Origin of the sequence: Halopseudomonas yangmingensis (assembly GCF_900114825.1) — a bacterium.
Classification (GTDB): Bacteria; Pseudomonadota; Gammaproteobacteria; order Pseudomonadales; family Pseudomonadaceae; genus Halopseudomonas; species Halopseudomonas yangmingensis.
Genome location: NZ_FOUI01000005.1, coordinates 29,717 through 55,554, shown reverse-complemented (window position 1 = coordinate 55,554; position 25,838 = coordinate 29,717). Strand labels below are relative to the sequence as shown.

At 54.9% G+C, this 25,838-nt stretch carries 18 protein-coding genes and 2 pseudogenes; 11 read left to right on the top strand and 9 right to left on the bottom strand.

Features of this window, described 5'->3' with window-relative positions; genetic code table 11:
• Positions 1-72 precede the first annotated feature (72 nt).
• Genes BMZ23_RS06615 through BMZ23_RS06590 form a run of 6 tightly spaced genes read left to right on the top strand, consistent with a single transcriptional unit; the run spans position 73 to position 11,890 of the window.
• Entirely contained in the window at positions 73-3,363 is a 3,291-nt protein-coding gene (locus tag BMZ23_RS06615) for a helicase-related protein (protein WP_093474415.1), read from the top strand.
• A complete protein-coding gene (locus BMZ23_RS06610; RefSeq protein WP_093474412.1) occupies positions 3,360-4,040 on the top strand; it encodes a DUF4391 domain-containing protein in 681 nt (226 codons plus the stop codon). The genes BMZ23_RS06615 and BMZ23_RS06610 overlap by 4 nt, the downstream gene beginning before the upstream one ends.
• Positions 4,041-4,081: 41 nt before the next feature.
• On the top strand, positions 4,082-6,037 hold the full coding sequence (locus tag BMZ23_RS06605) for a site-specific DNA-methyltransferase (protein ID WP_093474409.1): 1,956 nt from the start codon (positions 4,082-4,084) through the stop codon (positions 6,035-6,037).
• A gap of 19 nt (positions 6,038-6,056) precedes the next feature.
• Positions 6,057-6,926 (top strand): DNA damage-inducible protein D, encoded by an 870-nt coding sequence (dinD, locus tag BMZ23_RS06600; RefSeq protein ID WP_093474406.1) that lies wholly within the window; start codon positions 6,057-6,059, stop codon positions 6,924-6,926.
• Positions 6,923-9,982, top strand: coding sequence for a type III restriction-modification system endonuclease (locus BMZ23_RS06595; RefSeq protein ID WP_093474403.1), 3,060 nt, complete (start codon positions 6,923-6,925; stop codon positions 9,980-9,982). Before dinD ends, BMZ23_RS06595 begins: the two co-directional genes overlap by 4 nt.
• Positions 9,983-10,024: 42 nt before the next feature.
• On the top strand, positions 10,025-11,890 hold the full coding sequence (locus tag BMZ23_RS06590; protein WP_093474400.1) for a DUF262 domain-containing protein: 1,866 nt from the start codon (positions 10,025-10,027) through the stop codon (positions 11,888-11,890).
• A 114-nt stretch (positions 11,891-12,004) separates the two neighbouring features.
• Here the strand turns inward: BMZ23_RS06590 and BMZ23_RS15160 are convergent.
• Positions 12,005-12,283, bottom strand: a pseudogene (locus BMZ23_RS15160) (JAB domain-containing protein); the annotation flags it as partial.
• 74 nt (positions 12,284-12,357) lie between these two features.
• On the opposite strand from BMZ23_RS15160, the pseudogene BMZ23_RS06580 reads away from it, so the two are divergent.
• Positions 12,358-13,916 (top strand): annotated as a pseudogene (locus BMZ23_RS06580) (IS3 family transposase).
• A 31-nt stretch (positions 13,917-13,947) separates the two neighbouring features.
• Here the strand turns inward: BMZ23_RS06580 and BMZ23_RS06575 are convergent.
• From BMZ23_RS06575 to BMZ23_RS14965, 5 genes are all read right to left on the bottom strand, one after another.
• Positions 13,948-14,151, bottom strand: coding sequence for a Mov34/MPN/PAD-1 family protein (locus tag BMZ23_RS06575; protein WP_093474397.1), 204 nt, complete (start codon positions 14,149-14,151; stop codon positions 13,948-13,950).
• Positions 14,148-15,095 carry a recombination directionality factor gene (locus tag BMZ23_RS06570; protein ID WP_245748142.1) on the bottom strand — a complete coding sequence of 316 codons (948 nt, stop codon included), beginning with the start codon at positions 15,093-15,095 and terminating at the stop codon, positions 14,148-14,150. The genes BMZ23_RS06575 and BMZ23_RS06570 overlap by 4 nt, the downstream gene beginning before the upstream one ends.
• A 93-nt stretch (positions 15,096-15,188) precedes the next feature.
• On the bottom strand, positions 15,189-16,196 hold the full coding sequence (locus tag BMZ23_RS06565; protein ID WP_093474394.1) for a YqaJ viral recombinase family nuclease: 1,008 nt from the start codon (positions 16,194-16,196) through the stop codon (positions 15,189-15,191).
• 99 nt (positions 16,197-16,295) lie between these two features.
• Entirely contained in the window at positions 16,296-17,264 is a 969-nt protein-coding gene (locus tag BMZ23_RS06560; RefSeq protein ID WP_093474391.1) for a DUF932 domain-containing protein, read from the bottom strand.
• An 84-nt stretch (positions 17,265-17,348) separates the two neighbouring features.
• Positions 17,349-17,669 carry a hypothetical protein gene (locus BMZ23_RS14965; protein WP_177197238.1) on the bottom strand — a complete coding sequence of 107 codons (321 nt, stop codon included), beginning with the start codon at positions 17,667-17,669 and terminating at the stop codon, positions 17,349-17,351.
• 208 nt (positions 17,670-17,877) lie between these two features.
• Here BMZ23_RS14965 and BMZ23_RS06555 point away from each other — a divergent pair, with 208 nt between their 5' ends.
• The 3 genes from BMZ23_RS06555 to BMZ23_RS06545 are packed head-to-tail and all read left to right on the top strand — an operon-like array spanning position 17,878 to position 21,825.
• Positions 17,878-19,482, top strand: coding sequence for an ATP-dependent nuclease (locus BMZ23_RS06555; protein WP_093474386.1), 1,605 nt, complete (start codon positions 17,878-17,880; stop codon positions 19,480-19,482).
• The gene (locus BMZ23_RS06550; RefSeq protein WP_093474383.1) at positions 19,475-20,542 is read left to right on the top strand and encodes a UvrD-helicase domain-containing protein; all 1,068 of its coding nucleotides are present in this window, start codon (positions 19,475-19,477) and stop codon (positions 20,540-20,542) included. Before BMZ23_RS06555 ends, BMZ23_RS06550 begins: the two co-directional genes overlap by 8 nt.
• 2 nt (positions 20,543-20,544) lie before the next feature.
• The gene (locus BMZ23_RS06545; protein ID WP_093474379.1) at positions 20,545-21,825 is read left to right on the top strand and encodes an ApeA N-terminal domain 1-containing protein; all 1,281 of its coding nucleotides are present in this window, start codon (positions 20,545-20,547) and stop codon (positions 21,823-21,825) included.
• 31 nt (positions 21,826-21,856) lie between these two features.
• Here the strand turns inward: BMZ23_RS06545 and BMZ23_RS06540 are convergent, their stop codons facing one another.
• Positions 21,857-23,065 carry a tyrosine-type recombinase/integrase gene (locus tag BMZ23_RS06540; RefSeq protein ID WP_093474374.1) on the bottom strand — a complete coding sequence of 403 codons (1,209 nt, stop codon included), beginning with the start codon at positions 23,063-23,065 and terminating at the stop codon, positions 21,857-21,859.
• 175 nt (positions 23,066-23,240) lie between these two features.
• A complete protein-coding gene (locus tag BMZ23_RS06535) occupies positions 23,241-24,107 on the bottom strand; it encodes a YicC/YloC family endoribonuclease (protein ID WP_093474371.1) in 867 nt (288 codons plus the stop codon).
• 129 nt (positions 24,108-24,236) lie between these two features.
• Here BMZ23_RS06535 and rph point away from each other — a divergent pair, with 129 nt between their 5' ends.
• Positions 24,237-24,956 carry a ribonuclease PH gene (gene rph, locus BMZ23_RS06530; RefSeq protein ID WP_093474368.1) on the top strand — a complete coding sequence of 240 codons (720 nt, stop codon included), beginning with the start codon at positions 24,237-24,239 and terminating at the stop codon, positions 24,954-24,956.
• Between the two features lie 51 nt (positions 24,957-25,007).
• Here rph and BMZ23_RS06525 read toward each other — a convergent pair whose 3' ends face one another.
• Complete coding sequence (locus BMZ23_RS06525; protein ID WP_093474365.1) at positions 25,008-25,787, bottom strand: exodeoxyribonuclease III; 780 nt, start codon at positions 25,785-25,787, stop codon at positions 25,008-25,010.
• Positions 25,788-25,838: the final 51 nt, after the last annotated feature.

Below are 25,838 nucleotides of genomic sequence, written 5' to 3'. Positions count from 1 at the left end.
TGGGTGAGTAACCCGTGATATTACGAGCTTGCTACGTAATAATGGGGTCAGGTCATATAGGGACGCAGTCATATGGAACTGATCGATAACATCAACACCCTGCTTGGTGAGAACCTCAAAGGCACGCTCAAGCCGGGCTCGAAGCTGAAGATCGCCGCTTCCTGCTTTTCGATCTACGCCTACGTGGCGTTGAAGAAGGAACTGGAGAGCATCGACTCCCTGGAGTTCATCTTCACTTCACCAACCTTCGTCCCCAACGAGGCCAGTGACAAGATCAAGAAAGAGCAGCGCGAGTTCCATATCCCCAAGACTGAGCGCGAGCGGAGCCTGACCGGCAGTGAATTTGAGATCCAGCTGAAGAACCAGCTCACACAAAAGGCCATCGCCAGAGAATGCGCTGACTGGATACGCCGCAAGGCCACCTTCCGCTCCAACCGTGGCCAGGCTCCGATGCAGCCCTTTATAGGTACGCGCGCGACGGCGGGTGACGCCGTCTTTATGCCCGTTCAGGGGTTTACCGCTGTCGACCTTGGCTACCAGAAAGGTAACGCGCTCTCGAACATCGTGACCCGTTTCGATGAGCCGGCCCATACCGGCATGTTCCTCCATCTGTTCGAGCAGATCTGGAGCGACCCGGAGAAGCTTGAAGATGTGACCACCAGGCTCTGCGAGCACATTGCCTCGGTCTATCGGGAGAACGCCCCGGAGCGGATCTACTTCCTGATGCTCTACAACATCTTCCGTGAGTTCCTGGAAGACGTGAACGAGGACGTACTGCCCAACGACCGCACCGGCTACCAGGACAGCCTCATCTGGCAGAAGCTGTTCAACTTCCAGCGTGACGCGGCCACCGGCCTGATCAACAAACTGGAGACCTACAACGGCTGCATCCTGGCCGACAGCGTGGGCCTGGGCAAAACCTTCACCGCGCTGGCGGTAATCAAGTATTACGAGCTGCGCAACAAATCTGTCCTGGTGCTCTGCCCGAAGAAGCTCGCCGACAACTGGCTGAACTACAACCGCAACCTCAAGACCAATATTTTCGCCAAGGATCGCTTCAACTACGACGTGCTTTGCCACACCGACCTGGGCCGCACCCGTGGCGAGTCGTTGGGCACTCCGTTGGATCGAGTCAACTGGGGCAACTACGACCTGGTGGTGATCGACGAGTCGCACAACTTCCGTAACAACGACGCCTACAAAGACAAGGAAACGCGTTACCAGCGGCTGATGAATCAGGTGATTCGTCAGGGTGTGAAGACAAAGGTGTTGATGCTCTCGGCTACCCCGGTCAACAACCGCTTCAGCGATTTGCGTAACCAGCTGGCTCTGGCCTACGAAGGCGACAGCGACAACCTCAACGACAAGCTGCGCACTGAAAAAGACATCGACGGCATATTTCGCCGCGCTCAGGCGGCGTTCAATGCCTGGTCAAATTTACCGCCAGAAAAACGTACCGCGGCAGCAATTCTCAACACGCTGGACTTCGACTTCTTCGAACTGCTCGATAGCGTGACCATTGCCCGCTCACGCCGGCATATCGAGACCTTCTACGACACCGCTGATATCGGCAGCTTTCCTGAGCGCCGTAAGCCCCTGTCCTTTCACTGCCCGCTGACCCATCGTGATGATGTCATCGGCTTCAATGAAATTTTTAACCAGCTTTCGCTGCTCAAGCTCGCTGTGTATGCCCCAGTCAGCTATATCCTGCCCAGCCGGATGAAGAAGTACGAGGAGATGTACGACACTGAAGTGGAGGGCGGCAGAGGCAAGCTCAAGCAGGTCGACCGTGAAAGAAGCCTGCAAGCGCTGATGACCACCAACCTGCTCAAGCGCCTGGAAAGCTCAGTCGAATCCTTCCGTCTGACCCTCAAAAATCTGCAGGCGACTCATCGCAGTGCGTTGGACAAAATCGCCACCTTCAAGAAAACGGGCGTAGCCAGCGGCTTTGCTGATGTCACTGCCGCATTTGAGGATGCGGACTTCGACGATGACAACCTGCCCCAGCCGGGTGACATCAGCATCGGCAAGAAGATTCAGATCAGCCTGGACGACATGGACGTGCCGTCCTGGGAGCAAGATCTGCAGGGCGATTTGGTCTTCATCGAAGAGTTGCTGGCCGAAATGGCCAAGGTTACGCCGGCTGATGACGCCAAACTGCAACACCTTAAAACCCAGATCACCAGCAAGCTGACATCGCCGATCAACCCCGGCAACCGCAAGGTGCTGATCTTCACTGCCTTCTCCGATACCGCCAATTACCTTTACGACAACCTGGCCGAGCACTTGCTGCGCACTCATCAGGTACATTCCGGCAAGGTAACGGGGAGTGACGCCCCCAAGTCCACCTTGGGCAATATGCAGGGCAGCCGGCAGACCTATGACTTTCAGGGGCTGCTCACGTTGTTCTCGCCACGCTCCAAAGAGAAGTCGGCCATCTACCCGGACGAGCCGCGCGAGATCGATATCCTGATCGGCACCGACTGCATCTCCGAAGGCCAGAACCTGCAGGATTGCGACTATCTGATCAACTACGACATCCACTGGAACCCGGTGCGCATCATCCAGCGTTTTGGTCGCGTGGATCGGATTGGCTCGCAGAACGCCAGCATCCAGTTGGTCAACTACTGGCCGGACATCAGCCTGGACGAGTACATCAACCTCAAGGAACGGGTTGAAAATCGCATGATGATTGCCGACGTCACGGCCACCGGCGATGACAACGTGCTCAATGCCCAGGCCAATGACGTGGCCTACCGCAAGGAGCAGCTGCGCCGCCTGCAAGATGACGTGATCGAAATGGAAGACATGAAGACCGGTGTTTCCATCACCGATCTTGGCCTCAACGACTTCCGCATGGATTTGCTCAACTACATCAAAACCAACGGCAGCCTGGAGCATGTCCCCAATGGCATGCATGCCGTCGTGCCGGCGCGGCAAGAACTTGGCCTGTTGCCTGGGGTGATCTTCACCCTGCGCAATCGCAACAAGGGCTCCAGCCTCAACCAGCAAAATCGTCTGCATCCCTACTACCTGATCTACATCAGCCTGGAAGGGCAGATCATCAGCGACCAAACAGAAGCCAAGCGCTTGTTGGATCTGGCCCGTAGCGCCTGCAAGGGTCACAGCCAACCGATACCTGAGGCCTACCAGCGGTTCAATCAAGCCACCGAAGACGGCCGCAACATGCGCGTCTACTCCGACCTGCTTGATCAGGCCATTCGCTCGATGATCGAAGTCAAGGAGGAGAAGGACATCGACAGTCTGTTCAGCGGCGGTAGCACCACGGCTCTGGTTGACACCATCTCTGGGCTCGACGACTTCGAGCTGATTGCCTTTATCGTGATTCAGGGTGCGGCATGAGTGCGGGTGACATTCAGCCTGCGCTGTTCAGCTTCCCGGTGCAGGCGCGGGTTGCTCGCGTGGTGCCCAAAAGCAAAATTTACGAGCACGGCCCGATAAATTCGGCGTTGCGCGACAAGTTTGTCACACAGGTCGAGCAGATAACCTGGGCCTTCAAGCTGGCACCGGAAACCATCAACCTGCCGGCACGCGGCGGCGTGGCAGAAATCCAGATTTTCGACATCGAGCAAAAAACTCCCGAGCTGGATGAAGACGTGCTGCGCGCCATAGATCGCGCGATCCCGTTGCCGATCATCTTTCAATTGCACCATAAGCAGCGCACCCGCATGGTGGCGACGTTCAAGCGTCCGAGCGAAGCAGACGCCAGCAAATGGGTGATTGATGGCTACTTTGCGGGCGACTGGTTGCCCGCCGACAGCGCCCGGCAGCCTCTGCCGGTGGCGCTCGATCTGCAGGGCCTTTACGAACAGCTGCTGCGCAGCCTGCTGCCCAACCCGGCAAGGGTGGGCGAGGGCCTGCCTGAGCAACTGCAGCGGCTAAACCGTTTGCGTAGCTTGCACACGGAGCACGCCAGGATGACTGTGCGCCTGCACAAAGAAAAACAATTCAACCGCAAGGTGGTGCTCAACGCCCAGCTGCGGGAAATCCAGAATGCAATCGCCGAGCTGAGCGTTTAAGCCTCAGTCGCGCCAAATACTTAAGAGATACAGGAAGCCCCATGGACAAGCTGAAAATGCACTCCCCAAACCTGACCGAAGCCAATATCGCCAAGCTGGCCGAGCTGTTCCCCAATTGCATCACCGAAGCGCGCGATGCCAAGGGCGAGCTGAAAAAGGCTATCGACTTTGATCTGCTGCGTCAGGAATTGTCTACCTTTGTGGTAGAGGGGCCGCAGGAGCGCTTTCAGCTAAATTGGCCTGGTAAGCGTGAGGCGCTGCTGACAGCCAATCAGCCTATTGCCAAGACGCTGCGACCTTTCCGCGAAGAAAGTACTAATTTCGATACCACTAAGAATCTTTTCATCGAGGGAGATAACCTCGATGCTCTTAAGCTGCTGCAGGAGGCATATCTCGGGAAGGTCAAGATGATCTATATCGACCCGCCCTACAACACAGGTAAGGACTTCATCTACAAGGATGACTACCGTACAGATGCAGATGATTACTTGCAGCAGTCGAGCCAGACCCATGCCGAGGAAGGGCGTCTGGTTGCTAACACGGAAGCCAACGGACGGTTCCATTCGGACTGGTTGAGCATGATCTATCCTAGACTGAAACTCGCACGTAATCTGCTGCGAGATGATGGGGCTATCTTTATTTCTATTGACGATAACGAAGCGGATAACCTTCGAAAGGTTTGCGATGAAGTATTCGGAGAGGAGAACTTCGTAGGTCAAATAGTCTGGCAACGGTCAAAAAAGGGCGACTCGAAACTTATCGCTAAGGTACACGAATACATCTTGTGCTATGTGCGCAACAAGGACGCCGTGCTTGTGAACGGCCCTTGGCGTCGGCCGAAAGAGGGCGCTGATCAGGTCCTTGAAAAATATTCCGAGTTGCGAGCTAGTCTTGAGAGCAACCACGAAGCCATTCGAGCTGAGATGCAAGCGTGGTACAAGAAGCTGTCTAGCGACGACCCACGCAAAGCCCACAAGCACTACAACTGGTCCGATGAGCGTGGTCTCTACTTCGCTGCGGACTTTGCAGGGCCGGACGATGGAAGGGAATCAAGACCGCGTCATGACATCATTCATCCTGTCACCGGCAAGTCGTGCAAGAAACCATCGACCGGATGGCGCTGGGATGAAGCTAAGACCAAGTGGGCGTTGGCGCAGACCCCTCCGCGCATTCACTTCGGTCCTGACGAAACCACGATCCCAACTCGTAAGAGCTATCTGTTCGAAATTGATAGCGAACCTTACTCGTCTGTTTTCTACAGGGATGGCCGGTCAGCGACCCTTGAGGTCGAGGAACTTATCGGTAAAGGATGGTTCCCGTTTCCGAAGAATACTGACGTTTTAAGCGAGTTGATCGAACTCGTCACCAAGCCAGACGACATCATCTTGGACTTTTTTGCCGGCTCCGGAAGTACCGGGCACGCCGTTATGAAGGTGAACCTTGCGCATGGCTCACAGCGTCGGTTCGTGCTAATTCAGATTCCAGAGGCAACGGGGCGGGCTGAATACAGCACTATTGCCGAAATTACGAAAAAGCGATTACGAGAGGCAGGGAAGAAGGTAGTAGTTAGCATCGGTTCTGCGTCTATGGATGTGGGATTCCGTGTCATGAAGATCGACACCTCCAATATGAAGGAGGTGTACTACACCCCGGATGTGGTGAGTCAGGATCTGCTTTCCGACCAAGTTGATAATATTCGGGAAGATCGTTCAGCGGAGGATCTGCTGTTCCAGGTGCTGTTGGATTGGGGCGTAGACCTGGCTCTGCCGATCAGCCAACAAAGCATCGCTGGCAAGACCGTGTTCTTCGTTGACGGCAACGCACTGGCTGCCTGCTTCGATACGGGTATCGACGAGGACTTCGTCAAGGCGCTCGCCGGGTACAAGCCGCTGCGCGTTGTGTTCCGTGACGCCGGTTTTGCCAGCGACAGCGTGAAGATCAACGTCGAGCAGGTGTTCAAGCTGCTGTCGCCGGTTACTGAAATCAAGACCCTTTGACCGACAGGGAGCCGTCGCCATGGATAATCAAGCACTGACCCAATTGCAGCAGCGCCTGGATGCGCTGGTGCAGCGTGTACCAGATGAGAATATCGAGTTCTGGTTCGCTCGTGATCTGCTGGAGCCTTTGGGGTATGCCCGCTGGGAAAATTTCCTCACGGCTATCCAGCGAGCCATGACCTCATGTGAGGCAACAGGGCAAGACGTGCCAGACCATTTTCGTGGCGTCACGAAAATGGTCACCCTGGGCAGTGGAGCCAAGCGTGAAATCGATGATTTCATGCTCACCCGTTATGCCTGCTACCTGATCGCGCAAAACGGCGACCCGCGTAAGCAGCCCATCGCCTTCGCCCAGAGCTACTTTGCACTGCAGACCCGCAAGCAGGAACTTGTTGAAGACCGGATGCGCCTGCAGGCCCGGTTTGAGGCGCGTGATCGTCTGCGCGAGTCGGAAAAAGAGTTGTCGCAGAACATCTATGAGCGCGGCGTAGATGACGAGGGCTTTGCCCGCATTCGCTCACGGGGCGATGCCGCCCTGTTCGGTGGCAAGAGCACCCAGGCTATGAAAGACCGCTATGGCATCGTCAAGTCTCGCCCGCTGGCGGATTTTCTACCGACGCTGACTATTGCTGCGAAGAACCTGGCCACCGAGATGACCAATCACAACGTGCAGCAGGCTGACCTGCAGGGTGAAACGGCGATCACTAAAGAACATGTGCAGAACAACCAGAGCGTGCGCGGCATGCTGGATCAGCGCGGTATCAAGCCCGAAGAGCTGCCGGCAGAAGAAGACATTCGCAAGCTGGAGCGGCGGGTGAAAACGGAAGAAAAGAAAATCGCCAAGCAGGCTCCCAAACTGCCTGCGGACGATGCGAGTACTGACGTATGAAACTGAAATTTAAACAGCAGCCGTACCAAACCCATGCCGTCGAGGCTGTTGCCGACTGTTTTGCTGGCCAGCCAAAAGCCTCGGGTGTCAGCTATCGCATTGACCCCGGCGCAAACCCGGTACAGCCCGTCACGCCGCAGCAGGCCGATCTCTATGGCATGCCGGGTGCTGTTGAGCCAACTGAGGCTGGCTTCAAGAATGCCGAACTGGCACTTAGCCCTGCCCAGCTGCTGGAGAATATTCAGGCTGTGCAGCGTCGACAGAATCTGCCAATTTCTCCTGCATTGGCAAAGGACAACAAAACCGGCTGCCCGATCAACCTCGATATCGAGATGGAAACAGGCACCGGTAAGACCTATTGCTACATCAAGAGCATGTTCGAGCTGAACAAACGCTATGGCTGGAGCAAGTTCATCGTCGTGGTGCCGAGCATCGCCATCCGTGAGGGCGTGTACAAGTCCCTGCAGATTACTGCCGAGCACTTCCTGGAGAGCTACGGCAAGAAGGCGCGCTTCTTCGTCTACAACTCCAAACAGCTGCATAATCTGGAAAGCTTTTCCTCGGATGCGGGCATCAACGTGATGGTGATCAATACCCAGGCGTTCAATGCCACGGGCAAGGACAATCGCCGAATTTATGAAGAGCTGGATGACTTCCAGTCGCGCCGGCCAATCGACGTGATCAAAGCTAACCGGCCGATCCTGTTTCTCGATGAGCCGCAGAAGATGGAAGGGGCCAAGACGCTGGCGTCCTTCAGCGAGTTCAACCCGTTGATGATCGTGCGCTACTCGGCGACCCACAAAACCGAGTACAACAAGATTCACCGCCTTGATGCGCTGGATGCGTACAACCAGAAGCTGGTGAAGAAGATCAACGTGCGTGGGATCACGATCAAGAACCTGACCGGCACCAACGCCTACCTGTTTCTGCAGGACATTGAGGTCTCAACCAACAAGCCGCCCATGGCGCGGGTTGAGTTAGAGGTGAAGCAGAACAACGGCATCAAACGTGTGCCGCGCAAGCTTGGCCGCAACGACAACCTGTACGATCTGTCTGGTGGCCTGGATCAGTACAAGGGTTATGTGGTTGCCGACATCGACGCGCGTATTGATACCTTGAGCTTCACCAACGGCGTAGAGCTGGTTGCTGGCGATGCCGTGGGCCATGTGGATGAGGCCGCCATGCGGCGGATTCAGATCCGCGAGGCCGTCAAAGCGCACTTTCAGAAAGAAATGATGCTGTTCAGCCGCGGCATCAAGGTGCTGTCGCTGTTCTTCATTGATGAGGTAGCCAAGTATCGCCAGTACGACGAGGCCGGAGAGGTGCAGGGCGAGTACGCGAAAATCTTCGAAGAAGAATACAACGCCTACCTCAACGAGGTAATGACGCTGGAGGACACGCCCTATAACCGCTACCTGAAGGGTATTCAGGCGCACCAGACGCACAACGGCTACTTCTCCATCGATAAGAAGAGCAAGCGCCTGGTGGATCCCAAAGTGAGCAAAAGGGCAACCGAGACCGATGATGCTGATGCCTATGACCTGATTCTCAAAGACAAGGAACGTTTGCTGTCCTTCGCTGAGCCGGTGCGCTTTATCTTCTCTCACTCAGCCCTGCGCGAAGGCTGGGACAACCCCAATGTCTTCGTCATCTGCGCTCTGAAAAACAGCGATAACACCGTTTCCCGCCGCCAGGAAGTAGGCCGTGGCATGCGCTTGTCTGTGAACCAGCTTGGCGAGCGTATGGACAACCCGGCCACGGTACACGAGATTAATGAGCTGACCGTGGTGGCCAGCGAGAGCTACAAGGAATTTGTCAGCGCCCTGCAGAAAGACATCAGTGAATCGCTCTCGGCACGACCACGAGTGGCTGACGAGAAATACTTCACTGGCAAGGTTTTGCAGACCTCTGGTGGTGATATTGAAGTCACGCCGCAGCTGGCCAAGCAGATCTACAAATACCTGCTGAAGAACGACTACACCGACGATAACGATCAGATCACCCAGGATTACCATGAGGCTAAACGCGAAGAGCAGCTGGCCGAGCTGCCAGCCGATCTGCAGCCCTATGCCGAGCAAGTATTCCAACTGATCGATAGCGTATTCAGCGCGGCGCAGATGCCGGAGATTGGTAACGACCGCAATGCCAAGCTCAACCCGCTGAACTCGAATTTTGAGAAGAAAGAGTTCCAGGCGCTGTGGAACAAGATCAACCGCAAGGCGGCTTACACCGTTCACTTTGAAACCGATGAGCTGCTGGGCAAGTGCGTGGCTGCGTTGGATGCAGAGCTGAAAGTCAAACCGATGCAGTACATCATCGAACGTGGCACTCAGCTGGACAACGCCAGCTTCGATGATATGAAAAGCGGTACAGCCTTCAAGGTAACTGAAAGCTCAACCGAGAAATACACGCATTCGGTTCATTCTGCCGTTAAATACGATCTGATTGGCAACCTGGCAGAGCTTACCCAACTGACGCGCAGCACCATTGCCGCCATCCTCAAGCGCATGAATGTGGCCGTGTTCAGTCAGTACAAGACCAACCCGGAAGACTTCATCGCCAAGGCGGGCACGCTGATCAACGAGCAGAAGGCCACGGTCATCGTTGAACACATCGCTTACGATCCGGTCGACGACACCCACAGCTCCGATATCTTCACCGCCGAGAAACCGCGCGACGATTTCAGCAAGGCGTTTGAAGCCAAGCAGCATGTTTACGATTACGTGTTCACAGACTCCAACGTCGAGCGCAAATTCGTTGAGGAGCTGGATGCCAGCACCGAGGTAGCGGTCTACGCCAAGCTGCCCAAGAGCTTCTTCATCCCGACCCCTGTTGGCAACTACAACCCTGACTGGGCGATAGCGTTTCAGGAAGGCAAAGTGAAGCACGTTTACTTCATCGCCGAAACGAAAGGCTCGATGTCTTCGCTTGAGCTGCGCGACATCGAAAAATCCAAAATCGCCTGCGCCCGGAAGTTCTTCGCCAATATCACCTCGGATCAGGTGAAGTACCAGGTAGTGGATGGGTATGGGGCTTTGATGGATTTGGTGAAGTAGCGAACCTTTCAATGAAGATCAATTTTTTGGGTAGCACGTGATATGGATATTCAACCGGACAAGCAGAACCTAGACCGCACCTTTGCATCTACGGTCTATTACATCGATTTCTATCAGCGCGACTACAAGTGGACGGAAGAGCCCGTCCGGAGGCTAATCGACGATATTTTCTACCAGTTCGAGGATGCCTATGCCAAACATGCAGCGTTGGAGCCGAACGCGGAGAGTATCAATGCGCGGTATCCCTGGTACTACCTCAACACCTATGTCACCAACACGGTGCAAGGTAAGGTGTTTGTGGTGGACGGGCAGCAGCGCCTGACTACCCTGACACTGTTTCTGGTACAGCTGTTTCGGATGGCCAAGAATTTAGAGTCGAAGACATCTGGTTGGTTGGAGCGCAAAATCGCTGGATATTCGGGGGTGGAATACGAGTTCTGGATGAATCATGTTCGCCATATCCATGTCCTCAAGAACCTTATGGATGGTGCAGCTCCCGAGGATATCGATAAGTCGTCGGGTTTGACTGCTGCCAATATGCTGAGGAACTTCTCGGTGATAGCAGCAGAGCTATCAGCCAGATTGGACAGCAAGCATAAGTTCGAGACTTTCGTTCACTATTTTCTTTACCGCCTTGTGCTCATCAATCTATCCGTTGACTCTACTCATGTGCCTATGGTGTTCGAGGTCATAAACGACCGTGGCGTAAGATTGAAACCTTACGAAATCCTGAAGGGCAAGCTTCTCGGGCAGATCGACAAACTTGAGCTTGATTCCGGTGGCTATAACGAGCTGTGGGACGAGAAAGTTCGAGCAATAAACGCTTTCCGGGAAGATGAAATTGACAGCTTCTTCCGTTACTGGCTGAAGAGCAAGTTTGCAGATAATAGAAAGTCTGGGCAGCGCTTTGATGGTGATTATCACAGGGAAATGTTTAAAGCCGAAATCAATCAGCAGCTGCTGCTTGAGCATGATTCCGCAAAGGTCAAAGCGTTTCTAAAGGACGACTTTTCATACTACACGATGCTATATGTTCGGCTGCAGCGCGCCAGTCAAAAAGAAAATGAACTCTATCCTGCGGTTTTCTTCAATAGTCTCAATGAGCTGGACAGTCAATATCTTCTTGTTTTGTCTGCTTGTGCTGTCAATGATCCAGAGGAAACCGAAAAGATTCGTGTGGTATCAGAGCAGCTGGACAGGATGTTCTCGTTGCAACAGCTACAGGGGGCTTACGACAGCAATGAATTTGCAGTTAAGCTGTATGAGGTTAGCGCGGAAATTCGCAATCAACCAGTAGCGCGAATTCCGCTAGTGTTTGAGAAACACCTTCTGCAGGAGATATCGCGAAAGCGAGCGACTGCTGTTTCCTCTGCTTTCAACTATAGCCTGTTTCGCGGTATGACTATTGATCGTTTGAATACGCGTTTTGCTCGCTTTTTCTTTGGTCGGGTAGAGCGATTCTTAGCTGATGGGATGAAGTTGGCAATGAAACACCCCCTTCAGAATCTTGTCACACTCCGGGGTGCCAAGACGGGTTTTCATATTGAGCACATATTGTCTCGTAATGCCGAAAGCCTGGATGCTTTTGGTGGCGATGAAGAGCGCTTCGAGGTTGAGCGAAATCGCCTGGGTGGCGTCTTGCTGATGAAGGGTAAGGACAATATTTCAAGTGGCAATGAGCTGTATGCCAACAAGCTAAAGTCGTATGCAAACACGCTGTATTGGAATGAGACGTTGCGCAGTGACTCTTACCACAAAAAGTTGGATTTTAGCTGTTTTGCAAAAATATCTGAGCTGGAATTTAAGGCGATGGATAAGTTTGGCATCGAAGAGCTAGAGGAGCGGCAGAAGCTACTGTTTGACATTGCATCCCTGATCTGGGGGGCGAAGCAGTATGTTACAAGTTGATTCTGATGACTTGGCGGACACGGTCGATATGGCTTGTATGTAAATAAAAAACAGTTTATGCACCCAATCAAACAGCTTTTCAACTGTTTGATTGGGTTGGTTTTATAAGATGGGTTATATCAGACCCCGCTCTGCAAAGCTCACTACCTCAGTCCCGCCAATCACCAGGTGATCGAGCAGCCGGACATCAATTGTGGTCAGCGCCTCCTGCAATCGTGTGGTCAGCGCAATATCAGCGCGACTGGGCTCAGGGTTACCACTGGGGTGATTGTGAGCGATGATCACCGCAGCGGCGTTGGCATTCAGAACGGTCTTTATCACCTCCCGGGGGTAGACACTGGCGCTGTCGATGGTGCCGTAGAACAGCTTTTCAAAACCCAGTACTCCATGCTGGCCCCCTCTGTCAGGATTGATGTCGCGTCCCTTGTTACACTCTCTTAAACATTCAGGGGCGTTTGGAGATCTGTATGCCTCGCTATTCCGATGAGCGACGTCAGGCCGCTGTGGCCAAGCTGTTACCGCCTTATAACCAAAGCGTAGAAGAGGTCGCCCGGCAGGAGGGTATCTCGCCAGCCACTGTTTACAAGTGGCGCAAAGAAGCTCGTGCTGAGGGACGCTGCTTGCCCGATGCAAGTGACCAGGGTACGTCCGGCTGGTCGTCCCGAGACAAGTTTGCAGCGGTGGTTGAGACCGCAGCGATGAACACCGAAGACGTTGCTGCCTATTGTCGTCAACGGGGACTGTATCCCGAGCAGCTGCAACGCTGGCGTCATGACTGCGAACAAGCCGCCAGCCTGTCCTATGAGGACCGCCGTCGAGAAGCGGATGAAGCCAAGCAGCAGCGCAAGCGGATCAAAGAGCTGGAACGAGAGCTACAGCGCAAGAACACAGCACTCGCGGAGACAGCTGCACTGCTGACGCTGTCAAAAAAAGCACGGGCGATCTGGGGGGACGAGGAGTCATGATCAGCATTGAGGATCGCCAACATGCCGTAGAGCTGATTGCTGTTGCCTGCAACGAGGGCGCCACCTTGGCGGCTGCCTGTGAAGTTGTCGGGATTTCTATCCGGACTCACCAACGCTGGATGCAGACGGGAAAGCTAACAGGCGATAAACGCCCTTTAGCCGAACGCCCAGCCCCTGCTAATGCGCTGACCCCAGAAGAAGAGGCTGAGATCTTGAGGCAATGCCACCGTGACGAGTTTGCTGCTTTACCGCCGGATCAGATTGTTATTCGGCTGATGGATGAAGAGCAGCGTTACATTGCCTCCGTATCGAGCTTTTATCGAGTACTGCGTAAACATGGCCAGCTGGCACACCGGGGACGCGCCAAAGCCCGCAAATCACAGCCAGCGCCGACTACACATACAGCAATCACCCCCAACCAGGTATGGTCCTGGGACTGCACCTGGCTTCCTGGGCCAGCCAAGGGTACCTACTACTATCTGGTGATGATCCTCGACATCTTCAGCCGTAAAGTCGTGGGCTGGGAAGCCTTTCTGGGGGAGTCTGCAGCTAACTCACGCCGTGTCATTGAACGAGCCGTGCTGGCCGAAAACATGGTAGGCCAGCCTCTGGTGCTGCACGCTGATAACGGCAGCCCCTTCAAAGGCGTCACCTTGCTTGAGAAGCTGAGAGATCTGCAGATCCAGCCTTCGTTCAGTCGACCGCGTGTGAGCAACGATAACGCCTTCTCCGAGGCTCTGTTCCGCACCTGCAAGTATGTGCCGAACTACCCCGTCAGTGGCTTCGCTGACCTATCAGCTGCCCAGCGTTGGGTGCACGGCTTCGTCCAGTGGTACAACTATGAGCACCGCCACAGTGGTATCAGCTTCGTGACGCCGATGCAGCGCCACACAGGAGAAGACAAAGCCATATTAGCCAAGAGACATGCGCTCAACCTTGCAGCCAGAGCTGCGCATCCTGAGCGCTGGAGTGGTGACACCCGCAACTGGCATCCTGTGACATTAGTATCGCTAAACCCAGAGCGCCGAGTAGTTAGGGAGGTAGAGAAAATAGCTGCATAAAAATCAAACAGGGCGACAGATACCTTGACAGTTACCGCTGGCTGTCGAGCAAGATGAGGGCGAACACCTCGCGCTCTTCCGTTGCCAGCCGGGCTTTGAGATATCCTCTGACCAACGACGGGTTGGTCAGGTAGTTGCTGCGTTTGAAGCGTGCTTCGAGGATGGACTGGGCCCATTCCAGGACGTCCAGTTCAGACAGGTTGGGTGCCGCCAGATATTCTTTGACCTTGTTCATTGGGTCGCTCCTGATGATATGTCTGCGTTGGCGGCAGCATCGTGCTGCTGCATGTGGTGGCTGCGCTCCAGAATCAGCTCATGCAGGGTTGGGGTGTGTTGCCGTGAGCGTGGTCTGTCGCTGGCAGGGCTGGCGATGACGCCGGACTCCGGATAGAACTCCTCCAGTACCTGGTGAGCCTCGTCTTCACTGTCCTCAAAGGCCCCGTTGTTCAGGCCTGTCTGGGCCGCAGCATCTAACGCTTGCTGATCAAACCCCGCCTCCCGACGTGCCTGATCCAACTGCTGGGCCTGTTGCAGGGCTTCTTCGGTGCTGATGCCCGAGCGCAGGATCAGATCGACGTAGAAGATCGGTGTGCCATGACTCTGGCGGGTGGATTTGCCGCGCAGCCGTAGTTCCAGGGGCAGGCAGGCTAACCGGTCACCGGATAGCGCCTGCAGATAGCTGAGCCGTGCGGTGAGGGTGCGGATGCTGTTGTAACCGGTGGTTCTGAACACGAAGCTGCCCAGCGGGTCATCATCGCTGAGCCCCACATTCAGCCGACCGTAGGGCTTGCAGTTACCGCCTTGCGCGAGTGGGCAGCCATCCGGTGAAGGGCAGGGGAGAGACTGGATTCCTTCGTTGGTAGACCGCCTGCAGGTCTCGCCATTGCCCACGCACAGCGGGCGTCCACTATTGCGATCAAACAGGCTGTATTCGGCCCGGAAGTTCAAGGCGGGATCGTTGAACAACAGGCGTACGGGGATGCTGCGTATCTTGCCGCCTTGCTCTTGGCGTAGCTGTTCATCCAGTGGGTGGGGGAGCCAGCCTTCACGGGTTTGGACTTGGGACGTGATGGTGAACTGGTCGTCCTTTTCCGGCATGCGCTTGCGGTTCTTCTCGACGACTCGGCCAATGGATATACGCCCCAGCGCAGGTGGGGTAATGACGAGACCTTTGATCATGGGACTACTCCTGATTTATGAGCACAAAAAAAGCCGACGGCGCGGGCGGTCGGCTTGGAGGGGTTGTGTTGGTACAAGGGTGGTCTGTACTGGTCAGCTGATAAGAAAGCGTCGGCTTCCGGGTTTGCTGATCTGGTATTGGGTTTTCAGCTCTGGGTGTGCGTTGAAAATCGCTGTGGTATCAACGCCAACGGAGTCTCTGGACTTCTTCCAACTGATACTGCCGTCGGCAAACACTGCCTTGCTGGCGCTGCCGATGGCCTGTTGCAGCTGTTGCTTGAGTTCGCTTTCACGCTGGTTGAGTTCCGCCTGGGTATGGCGCACCTGCTTCAGAGTGAAGAAGGCCTCGTTCAACGCCTGATCCTGAGTGAAGTCCAGCTCCTCGCCATCATCCTCGGGATACAGCAGGCGCAAGGCCCGTTCAGCTGAGTCAGAACCGTCCGCTGGCGGTGGAGTATCGGTTTCAACGTAATGCCAGAATTGGCGCTCCAGCTCGATCAGGTGCCTGATCAGCAGCTCATCCCGTTCGATGCGGTAGACCTCCAGCTGTTGACCACCGAGCAGCACCGCTACGTCAGCCGCCTGCTTGCCGGTCACCGCCAACTGGTGCATGACCTGCACCTCGACGTAACGGGGCACGCCATCGCGCCACAGTCTGGCCCCGTTGATGCCCGCTGTCTTGCATTCCAGAATCTGCACATCTGGATTGCCGACCACCTCGCGGTCGATATTGGCCAGCATCCAGGGGATCTCCGGGTGCTGCAGTACAGCATTGACCTTGCGTACCTTGTTGCCGGAGCGGCGCTGGTATTGGGAGGCCACAATCGGCTCCAGTACTACGCCCCAGAACACCGGAGCGGTATCGTCGTCCGGATTCGGCTTGGCCAGATGCTGATCGCGGTTGGTCTTCTCCAGCCACAGCTCCAGCTGCGACTTGTAAGGATTGAGGCCGATTGCAGCAGATGAGTCAGAACTGCCGATACCGCGTTTGCGGACATCCAGCCATTCATCGCGACTCAGATCCTTGGTGCTGACCAGGCGCAGTACGCCACGTCCTGCCTTGTGGGCGGTCGATTGTTGTATTGATTGGGTCGTGCTCATAAAAACCTCCAGACGCAAAAAAGCCCCGGTCAGCGTGTGCTGGCCGGGGCTTATGCCGTTGAATGGGATATCAGTTCTATGGAAGAGGGTGAAGTGGACTCAGGCGACCAGTTCAAGCGCGTGATCCAGCGCTTTCTGCTTGAGATTGGCACCCTGGCCGAACCAGGCTGAATCCAGCCGGTGATCCACGCTACGTGCGCGCTTCTCGTGATCCACATACTCGGTAATGGCGCACAGGAGGCCCCATGCGGTGTCTTGGGCAGACTCCAGGGTTGATCCGCGTCCTTGCCCCGAATACAGGTCCTGTACCTTCTGCAGGGCCCTGTGTTGGGTCAACTCACGTCGATCCTCTACATCCTTCTCGGCATCGCAGATGACCCGCAGGAAGTAGCCCAGAGCTTCTCCTGTGTTTACCCGGCGATTGGATAAAGTCTTCATGCGGTACATGAAGTCATCCCACTGGGATACGGAGATACCCAGTTGCTGTTTCACCGCCTGCGGATTGAATTCCGTGCTGTGGGGGACACGGATGGACTGGGGCGCACCATTAACCGCTATGGCGAGGGTGTTATTGCAGACCACACGTACTGTTGTTGGAGTAGCGACGGTAGCCAGGCTGCCATCGCAGGATGTGGCCAGCAGCAGGTAACCGTTGACCTGGTCGTTGCCCTTGAGCACGGAGGCCTGTCCGGTGCGGGCCAGAGCCCAGAACTTGCGACCGCCTTTGAGTACACCGGCGGTCTCCAGCTCGAAGCCAGCGTACTCGGTCAGATCGCGGTAAAACTCCAGGACATCCCACGGCTGAACCACCTTGTAGCGATCGGACACCACGGAAAGCGGTGCCTTGGTGTCTGACCGGTACAATACCTTCTTCTCCGGAAAGGAGTGGATGCCGCCCAGATATGATGCTGAATTGCTCACGAAGCGCACTGGGGACTCCTCGATATGCCAGTTCATACCGGCTTCCTGCTGCCAGACCTCCAGCGGCTGGTGACGGGACAGTTGATTACCCAGGCCGTGCCAGGGGGTAGTGCCAACATAGGCCATGTTTTCAAGTTCGTGTGCCATGGTTATTTCTCCGAAACAGCATAAACCGCCCGGGCCATGCACAGGCCCGGGCAGTGAATGAAAAGGTAGACGAGGGGGGAAGCGTCAGAAATGCGAGCGACAGTCGAGACAGCGGTAATGACAGAGCAAGTGCTGGTCGACTACCTTGCCCAGCCGCAGACCGGCCAGGCAGCCAGCAAGAGCACCAGCAATCGCACCGAGCACGGCACCCGCGCCGACACCGGCAGGCCCGGCAATGACACCGACCTGCATGCCAATACGGCTACCGATCAAAGCACCGGTAGGGCCGGACGTGACAGCACCACTGACAGCGCCCGCCACGGTACCGACAGTGCCACCGACACGCTGGCCGTAATTGGTGTACACCACCCGCTGGGATCCGCAGCGGGGACAAAGTTTGGTCATAGGGGATTCCTCATGAGACAGGCCAGTTGAGCGGACTGGCTGCGGTAGGCTCATGTGGGTTATGTAGGGTTGTAGAAAGTTTGAGTTGAAAATTTGAAGCGGCGATACTGAAGCTCAGTACTGTCGTTTGCTTATAGCATCAAATGCTAGCAGAACCGGTGGCCTGGATCGCTCAGGCTTAGCTGTAATTGTCAAAGGACTGCAAACCATGATCACCAAGATCCACATTTGTGGGTATCGAATCTACAAGAATTTCACATTTTGTCCCAATCCGAAGACAAATATCCTGGTAGGTGACAACGACGCCGGTAAATCCACTTTAATGGAAGCTGTCTCGCTAGCGCTGAATGGGCGAATCGGTGGCCGGAGCGTGATGGAGGAACTGAACCCGCACTGGTTCAATGCTGAGTTGGTGGGTCAGTTCGTCACCGCACGGAAAGCGGGCGAAAAGCCTTCTTTTCCAGAAATACTGATTGAGCTGTATCTGCGTGATGATGCCGAGCTCCAAGTGCTGTGTGGAGCCGTGAACACAGATGTTCCGACTAATGCCTGCCCTGGTGTGTTCCTGCGAATTTTTCCGAATGAGGAATACCAGGACATGCTGGACGAATGGTTGAAGGAGCCGAGCGAACTATTACCCGTGGAATACTACACGTGCGAGTGGCGCTCATTTGCAGATCGGGAGTTGGTGAGACGACCGAGATTACTATCTGTAGCAACAATTGACTCCCGAACAGTCAAGTCTACAACCGGCGTGGATTATCACTTGCGGCAAATCTTGAGTGATCATCTTGAGGTCACTGAAAAGGCGGCGATCTCGCTGGATTATCGGAAGATCAAAGCGTCGATGACAGAAGGGGCGCTTGCCCCCGTCAATGCTCGTATCGCAGAGCTGGATGCATCATTGCAGGCGGAACCCATGGCCTTGGCAATGGATCAGACTTCCAGAACGTCATGGGAGAGTGCCATTACACCGCACGTAGACCGTGTGCCTTTCGCGATGGCAGGGCTTGGCCAGCAGGCGGCAATCAAGATATCCCTTGCCATGAAGCGGCATGCGGCCAAGGTGAAAATCGTAATGATCGAGGAGCCCGAAAATCATCTTTCGCATACCAGCTTGAGGGTGTTACTTGACCGGATCGAAATGCTTTCTTCCGATGAGCAGCAGCTATTTATCTCGACTCACAGTACCTACGTGCTGAATAGGCTTGGCCTTGACGCCCTGCACTTATTGACTCGTAACCAGGTGTCGAAGATCACTGATCTTTCCCCGGATACCGTGCGTTACTTCCAGCGTTTGCCGGGTTACGACACCTTGCGCTTGGTGCTGGCCAGAAAGGTTGTTTTGGTCGAGGGGCCTTCGGATGAAATAATCTTCGAACGAGTATTTTTTGATCTGTTTCAACAGAAGCCGATGGATGCTGGGATTGATGTCATCAGTATGCGAGGGCTTGCTCTCGCACGCTGTCTGGAATTGTGCCATACGATAGACAAGCCAGCCGCGGTGATGCGAGACAATGACGGAACAGAGCCCGATGAGTTGAGAGAGCCGGTCAAAGGCTGGCTTGATGGCGAGAGGCGAGAGCTATTCATTGGGGCAGTGGCCGACGGTTATACCCTTGAGCCGCAATTGATAAATGCGAATGGTGAGAAGCATCTGAGGGAGGTTCTAGGCATTGCTGATCGAGCAAATTTGAATACATGGATGGCACGCGAGAAGACCGAAGGAGCGTTACTTATCGCAGAGTCAGACAAGGCTCTGACGGCACCGGGGTATATGCGTGCTGCTGCGGAGTTTATCCTCAATGCCTAACTTCCTTACCTTGGCGGTGGCAGGCGGGCGCAAGACACAAGGCCTGGTAAATCACTGCCGGTCGTTACCCTCAGAGCGTAAGGTTGCATTATTGACTTTCACCCAAACGAACCAGCAAGAGGTCAGGTCGCGCCTGGCTGCTCAAGCAGGTCATGCCACTGGGGTGGAAGTGATGGGATGGTACACCTTTCTGCTCAAACACTTTGCTTACCCGTTCCTACGTTTCAAGCTTCCCGGTGAGCGAGTAGGGGGGTTCGATTTTGACGGACGCCCAAGCAGGTTTGCTCAAGGCAAGAACAGATTTATGGCTTTTGGCAACCGCATCTATGGCTGTGAGTTAGGTCGGCTCGCTTTTGAATTGATGGAAACGACCCCAGTGCTACTACACCGACTAGAGTGTATCTATGATGAAATTCTGATTGATGAGGTGCAGGATCTTGCCGGCTATGATTGGGAGATTTTGCAGGCGCTACTGCATTCAAGAATTGAGGTGCGGTTGGTAGGGGATGTGCGCCAGGCTGTTCTATCCACTAATCCACGGGGGTTTAAAAACAAACAGTTTGGTTATGCCGCATCGTTGGAATGGTTCCGGGATCGCGAGGCTGAAGGCTGCCTGAGCATCACCTATGCAACGATTACTTATCGGTGTAGGGAAGAAATCGCGGCCTTCTCAGACAGTATTTTTGATGCGAGCTGGGGCTTTCCAGGCACAGTCTCGGAGAATAATGATGAGACGGATCATGACGGTGTCTACCTAGTGCACACCGAGCACGTCCATGAGTATCTCGCTCGGTACACCCCTCAATGCTTGCGGAACAGTATAAGCACGGCAAAGCATTTGGATCTTCCATTCCAGAATTTCAAAGGGGTGAAAGGTGCCACCTTTGAGCGCGTACTGATTGCTCCTACCAAGAACATAGAACATTTTATCAAGAAGGGAACGCCTTTGGAGGCGACAGCCGCTGCAGCGTTTTACGTTGCGGCCACCCGTGCAAAGCAAAGCCTCGTCATCGTTATAGATCAGCCGGGGAAATCTCAATTGCCATACTGGACTCCCTAATTATGAATGATCGCGATTTGGATAACACTTACCTCGGACACTTTTGGCTACCTCATATGGATGAGGCGAGTGCAGTGGAGGGAGTGATGAAGCTCAACAAGGATGGTGCAACTGTCCTGCTTCGTGCTCGTATGGGCGATGAGATGTTGAATGACTCGATTATCTTTGCCCGCCTGCAAGGAAGCTGCACTCAGGCCACGCTTTTAAATTGTTTCAGTTCTTGGGAGCTAGATGCGAAAGGGGCGGTGTTGTTGTCTCGCATAGATTCAACACTGGCGGCGATGGGGTCTCTCAGAGAAGACATAGGAGCCTATTGTTGTGAATTTCGTGTTCCAGGCAGCGAAAAATGGTTAAACGATAGCTGCTTTGATTTGGAAATCGGGGAAGGCGGTGAAATGCATCTTCATTTCAAGGCGCTGGAATCATTCGAGTCTGACTTGACCAATGGCTTGAAGTTGGAGCGGATCTACAGGGCGCTAATCGCAGGTGCGCGTAGTGGTACTGAAAAATACGAAATAGTTAGAAGGATGATTTATAGGGTTAAGTCTGAAAGTCGTATGACGCTTGATGACTATTGGAGCAAGATGATCAGGCTGAGGCGGTTGTTTGAGTTTTTGATGCGGCGCAGTTTGACTTGTGAAGAAATTAAGCTATACGAAGTCGCGCCCATAACGAGTTATGAACCAGATATTGATATTCACCATGCGAAGTTGTCATCACCGGAAAACAGGAGTGAGATAAACAAGCACGATTTTCTTGTTCACTCTCACGATGTGAAAGGTGGAATCAATGAGCTGGTGGTAAAATGGATGGCTTTTATCGAAAAATACCCGGCTCCGCTCGATCACTACTTTCACGCGTTCGACCGCCAGCACAAGGATCCTGTGTTGCACTTTGTCTGGAACGTGGCTGCGTTAGAAGAGCTGCATAAAATGCGTTTTGGGAGGAAGCTTCCTGGCAATAAGTCTCACAACTTGATTGATCAGCTAAAAGCGATGAGGGAGCGGTGGATTGGTGCCTTCCACAAAATGCCATCCGATGAGGTTCTCACGCACATCAAGGACAGCCGTCACTACCATGCTCACGCAGCAGCAGATCTCCGGGATAAGGCCGCGAAAGGATGGTGGCTGTTTCGGTATGGTGATTTTTTGATGGCGCTATCCAATCTTGAGATTTTGTCGCATCTCGGCTTCACAAAACAGGAGGCCATCGCCCTCACTCGGCATAACCACTGGATGAGAGAAGCCCTGGATCTGACCATATACCCCGGATCTGATGACTAATTTCGGTGAGATCATGCTATGTTGCGCCAGTTTATATAATCGGAGCGAGCTTTTGAGAAAGTTGACCTAGCGCTTCTCTTCTTTCATCAAAGTAGTCGTGGCGGTTATAAATGCCCTCTACTCCTTTCAGTTTGTGATTCAGGCAGCGTTCAGCTATATGGCCTGGGATGCCTATCGATGCCAAGAGGCTCCTACAGGTGCGTCTTAAATCATGAACAGTAAAGTGTTCAATATCGGCCATTCTGTTTTCAGGCTGCACGGCCCTGCCGGGTTCTCTACCAAACAGGCTTGATATGGCTCGATTCAACGTATCCTTGCCCATGTGCGGTGTTTTACTTGCTCTTCTGTTTGGAAAGACGTAGTCAGAGCTGCAGGCGCGGACTTTTAGTTCGTTTAACCACTCTACGGATAAATCCGGTAATGGGATATCAATGGCTACGCCTGATTTGCTGCGATCACTGTGTAAGTACCACACCTTGCTATTGAGATCGAACTCACTCCACTTTGCTTCGGTCAGCTCACTTTTTCTAACACCTAGCGATACCAAAAGCGCGCATGCCAAATAGTTGTCGCGTGTAAAGCTGTCTGACTCTTCTCTGAATTTATTAAAGACAAAGCTGAGCTCTTTTATTGTCAAGGCTCTATCCCGGCTTTTCTCAATGCCGCCAGCATCACTCACTGTAAAGGCACTGGCTGGATTGCTGGAGACGATGTCCAGCTTTATGCCGTGGTTAAAAAGCTGTTTGCAATACAGCAAGGCGTCATTGGCGATAGTTGGGCGGTTGCTTTCAGTGATGTTCCGCAGGATCTGCCGTATATCACGAGCTGTTACGGCCTCTGGTTGCATCTGCCCGATAATCGGTGCGATGTCCTTGGAGTAAATGCGAAGGGGTATCAGGTGGTGTTTCAGGCGCTTGATATTGCCTTCATGCCAGTCTGCAAACAGGTCATCCACGCTGCGAATGGAGTCGTGCTGGGCCCGTTGTTTTGCGACAAGAGGATCAAGCCCTTCACGGTGCTGCTTCATCTTGAGCGCGGCTTCTGTTCTAGCGTCGGCCAGGGACAGGTCATCAACCCTGCCCAGGGTCATTTCCTTGCGCTTTTTATTGGATGTGAAACGCAGCATCCAATAGGCCCGACCGGCTTTCGGTACTACCAGATAAAGACCGCCACCATCTGCAAAGCTCCCAGGCGCCCCCTTGGTTTTTGCGCTCACGCTCTTGGTTGTCAAGCTGCCCATCTCTCACTCCCAAAGTACCCACCACTCGTGTGTGTTGAGATACTAGCATACCCACCGATTTACCCACCACTTTGTAAGGGATGGTGGTGGGTATCTGTGGACTTGTGTGGATGGGGATATTTCTTAAATGGTTGATTTTGCTTGGTCTGTAGACGAGTGTGGACGACTACGGAGCTTACTCAATATTCTGCACCTGCTCGCGCATCTGCTCGATAAATACCTTGAGGTCCACGGCGGCCTGGGTGCTGCGGCTGTCGATGGCCTTGGAGCCGAGGGTGTTGGCCTCGCGGTTGAACTCCTGCATCAGAAAGTCCAGGCGCCGGCCGATGGCGCCCTTGTCGTCGAGCACCCGGCGGGTTTCGTTGACGTGGGTATCGAGCCGGTCCAGTTCCTCGGCGACATCAATTTTCTGCGCCAGCAACACCAGTTCCTGCTCCACGCGCCCGCCATCCAGCTCCAGGCCGGCGTCGTTCAGTCGGTCCAGCAGTTTTTGCCGGTGCGCGCTGAGCAGTTGCGGCATCATTTCGCGCAGTACTGCGACACGCTCAGCGATGGCCAGCAGGCGCTCTTCAAGCAGCGTACGCAGCTCGGCACCCTCGCGGGCGCGCTGTTGGCGCAGGTCTTCCAGCGCCTGGTCAAACAGCTGGTCGGCCTGTTTCAGCAGTTCAGCCTGATCGACTTCACTGCCAGACAGTACGCCGGGCCATTGCAGCAGGTGCAGCGGGTCGATCGGTGCGGGGTTGTCGAGTCGACCGGCGATCTCGTGACTGACGCCAATCAGTTGCTCCAGCAATGGCAGGTTCAGCTGCAACTGACTGCTGGTCTCGTTGCTCGGGTTGAAGCGCAGGGTGCATTCCACCTTGCCGCGCGCCAGTCGTTTGCGCAGGCGTTCGCGCAGCGGGCCTTCGAGTTCGCGGAAGGCTTCCGGCAGGCGCAAGCTGGCTTCCAGCCAGCGATGGTTGACCGAGCGCATCTCCCAGACCAGGCTGCCCTGTGCGGTGGGCAGTTCGCGGCGTGAAAAACCGGTCATGCTGTAAACCATCGTTTGCTCCCTGAATATCTGCCGGCAAAGCATCGATTGTACCCGCGCCGAGACTCAGGTGTCGCCCTGTGGCGGCTGTCCGTATAATCCCTGCACCTAACATGCATTATCGAGATAAGGAACAGCCCCATGAAGCGACCCAGTGGCCGCAGCGCCGAGCAGATGCGCGAAATCCGCCTGACCCGCCATTACACCCGCCATGCCGAGGGCTCGGTGCTGGTTGAGTTCGGCGATACCAAGGTGATCTGCACTGCCAGTGTGGAGTCCGGGGTTCCTCGCTTCCTGCGTGGTTCGGGGCAGGGCTGGATTACTGCCGAATACGGCATGCTGCCGCGTGCAACCGGCGAGCGCATGCAACGCGAGGCGAGCAAGGGCAAGCAGGGTGGACGTACCCTGGAAATCCAGCGGCTGATCGGCCGTGCCCTGCGCGCGGCGGTGGATCTGCGCAGCCTGGGTGAGAACACCATTTATGTGGATTGCGACGTGATCCAGGCCGACGGCGGCACCCGTACCGCCTCGATCACGGGTGCCTGTGTGGCGCTGGTGGATGCGCTGCGGGTGATGAAACAGCGCGGAGCGATCAAGAAACTGCCCGAGGTGCAGATGATCGCGGCGGTGTCCGTGGGAATCTATCAGGGCGAGCCGGTGCTGGATCTGGATTATCCGGAGGATTCGGCGGCGGATACCGACCTGAATGTGGTGATGACCGACAAGGGTGGCTTTATCGAGGTGCAGGGCACCGCCGAGGCTGCGCCGTTCAGCGCCGAAGAGCTGAATGCCATGCTGGCACTGGCGCGTCAGGGCATTGATCAGTTGTTTGCCCTGCAGCAGCTGGCGCTGGATAGCTGAAAGACTGGCTTGCCGGTACCTGGTACCGGCATTTGAGGGTGTATGCCGCAGTCAGATGCTCAGCGTCCAGTCATAGTCAATGATTACCGGGGCGTGCTGTGAAAAGCGTGCATCCTGTGGGATACGGGCATTGTTGACGAAACGGCGCAGGCCGGGAGTGAGGAACTGGTAGTCAAAGCGCAGGCCGAGATTCAGACTCTCGGCCTGTTCGCTGTCCGGCCACCAGCTGTACATCTCCGAGTCGCGGGTGACTTCGCGCAGGGCGTCGACATAGCCCATGGTGCCGAAAATTTCATCCATCCAGGCCCGCTCCGGGGCCATGAAGCCGGGCTGGTGCTGACAATCGCGCCAGTTCTTCACATCCAGTTTCAGGTGCGCAGTGTATAGCGAGCCGCAGTAGATGAACTCGCGGCGCTTGCGCCGCTGTTTGTTCAGGTAGCCGGCAAAGTCGTTCATGAACTTGAACTTCTGGTTCAGGTCGGCATCACCGTTGCGCCCTGAGGGCAGCAGCAGGGAGCCGATGCTGAGCTTGTCGAAGTCTGCTTGCATGAAGCGGCCGTAGCGGTCGGCCAGCTCAAAACCCAGACCCATAATGATGGCCTTGGGTGCGGTGCGGCTGTAGATGGCCACGCCACCCTGGCTGGGCACTTCGGCCTCGAAGCAGTACTGCCAGTAGCCGTCCAGCCAGTAAGGATCGCGTTCCAGTTCGGGCGCGGTGACGCGGATATCCTGCAGGCAGATGACATCCGCATCCTGGGTGCGCAGCCAGTCGAACAGCCCACGGGCGGCAGCGTTCTCCACGCCATTGACGTTCAGACTGATGATGCGCATACATGACTCCCCTGAAAACCTCGGTGTATGATAACCGAGCTTTGTAGTTTT

Bases quoted from the DNA above. Each gene is read 5' to 3' on its own strand.
- BMZ23_RS06535 (WP_093474371.1), bottom strand. From the start codon at position 24,107: ATGGTTTACAGCATGACCGGTTTTTCACGCCGCGAACTGCCCACCGCA.
- BMZ23_RS06550 (WP_093474383.1), top strand. From the start codon at position 19,475: ATGCCTAACTTCCTTACCTTGGCGGTGGCAGGCGGGCGCAAGACACAA.
- BMZ23_RS06545 (WP_093474379.1), top strand. From the start codon at position 20,545: ATGAATGATCGCGATTTGGATAACACTTACCTCGGACACTTTTGGCTA.
- BMZ23_RS14965 (WP_177197238.1), bottom strand. From the start codon at position 17,669: ATGACCAAACTTTGTCCCCGCTGCGGATCCCAGCGGGTGGTGTACACC.
- BMZ23_RS06570 (WP_245748142.1), bottom strand. From the start codon at position 15,095: ATGATCAAAGGTCTCGTCATTACCCCACCTGCGCTGGGGCGTATATCC.
- BMZ23_RS06555 (WP_093474386.1), top strand. From the start codon at position 17,878: ATGATCACCAAGATCCACATTTGTGGGTATCGAATCTACAAGAATTTC.
- BMZ23_RS06540 (WP_093474374.1), bottom strand. From the start codon at position 23,065: ATGGGCAGCTTGACAACCAAGAGCGTGAGCGCAAAAACCAAGGGGGCG.
- BMZ23_RS06565 (WP_093474394.1), bottom strand. From the start codon at position 16,196: ATGAGCACGACCCAATCAATACAACAATCGACCGCCCACAAGGCAGGA.
- BMZ23_RS06610 (WP_093474412.1), top strand. From the start codon at position 3,360: ATGAGTGCGGGTGACATTCAGCCTGCGCTGTTCAGCTTCCCGGTGCAG.
- BMZ23_RS06595 (WP_093474403.1), top strand. From the start codon at position 6,923: ATGAAACTGAAATTTAAACAGCAGCCGTACCAAACCCATGCCGTCGAG.
- BMZ23_RS06525 (WP_093474365.1), bottom strand. From the start codon at position 25,787: ATGCGCATCATCAGTCTGAACGTCAATGGCGTGGAGAACGCTGCCGCC.
- BMZ23_RS06590 (WP_093474400.1), top strand. From the start codon at position 10,025: ATGGATATTCAACCGGACAAGCAGAACCTAGACCGCACCTTTGCATCT.
- BMZ23_RS06615 (WP_093474415.1), top strand. From the start codon at position 73: ATGGAACTGATCGATAACATCAACACCCTGCTTGGTGAGAACCTCAAA.
- dinD (WP_093474406.1), top strand. From the start codon at position 6,057: ATGGATAATCAAGCACTGACCCAATTGCAGCAGCGCCTGGATGCGCTG.
- rph (WP_093474368.1), top strand. From the start codon at position 24,237: ATGAAGCGACCCAGTGGCCGCAGCGCCGAGCAGATGCGCGAAATCCGC.
- BMZ23_RS06560 (WP_093474391.1), bottom strand. From the start codon at position 17,264: ATGGCACACGAACTTGAAAACATGGCCTATGTTGGCACTACCCCCTGG.
- BMZ23_RS06575 (WP_093474397.1), bottom strand. From the start codon at position 14,151: ATGAACAAGGTCAAAGAATATCTGGCGGCACCCAACCTGTCTGAACTG.
- BMZ23_RS06605 (WP_093474409.1), top strand. From the start codon at position 4,082: ATGGACAAGCTGAAAATGCACTCCCCAAACCTGACCGAAGCCAATATC.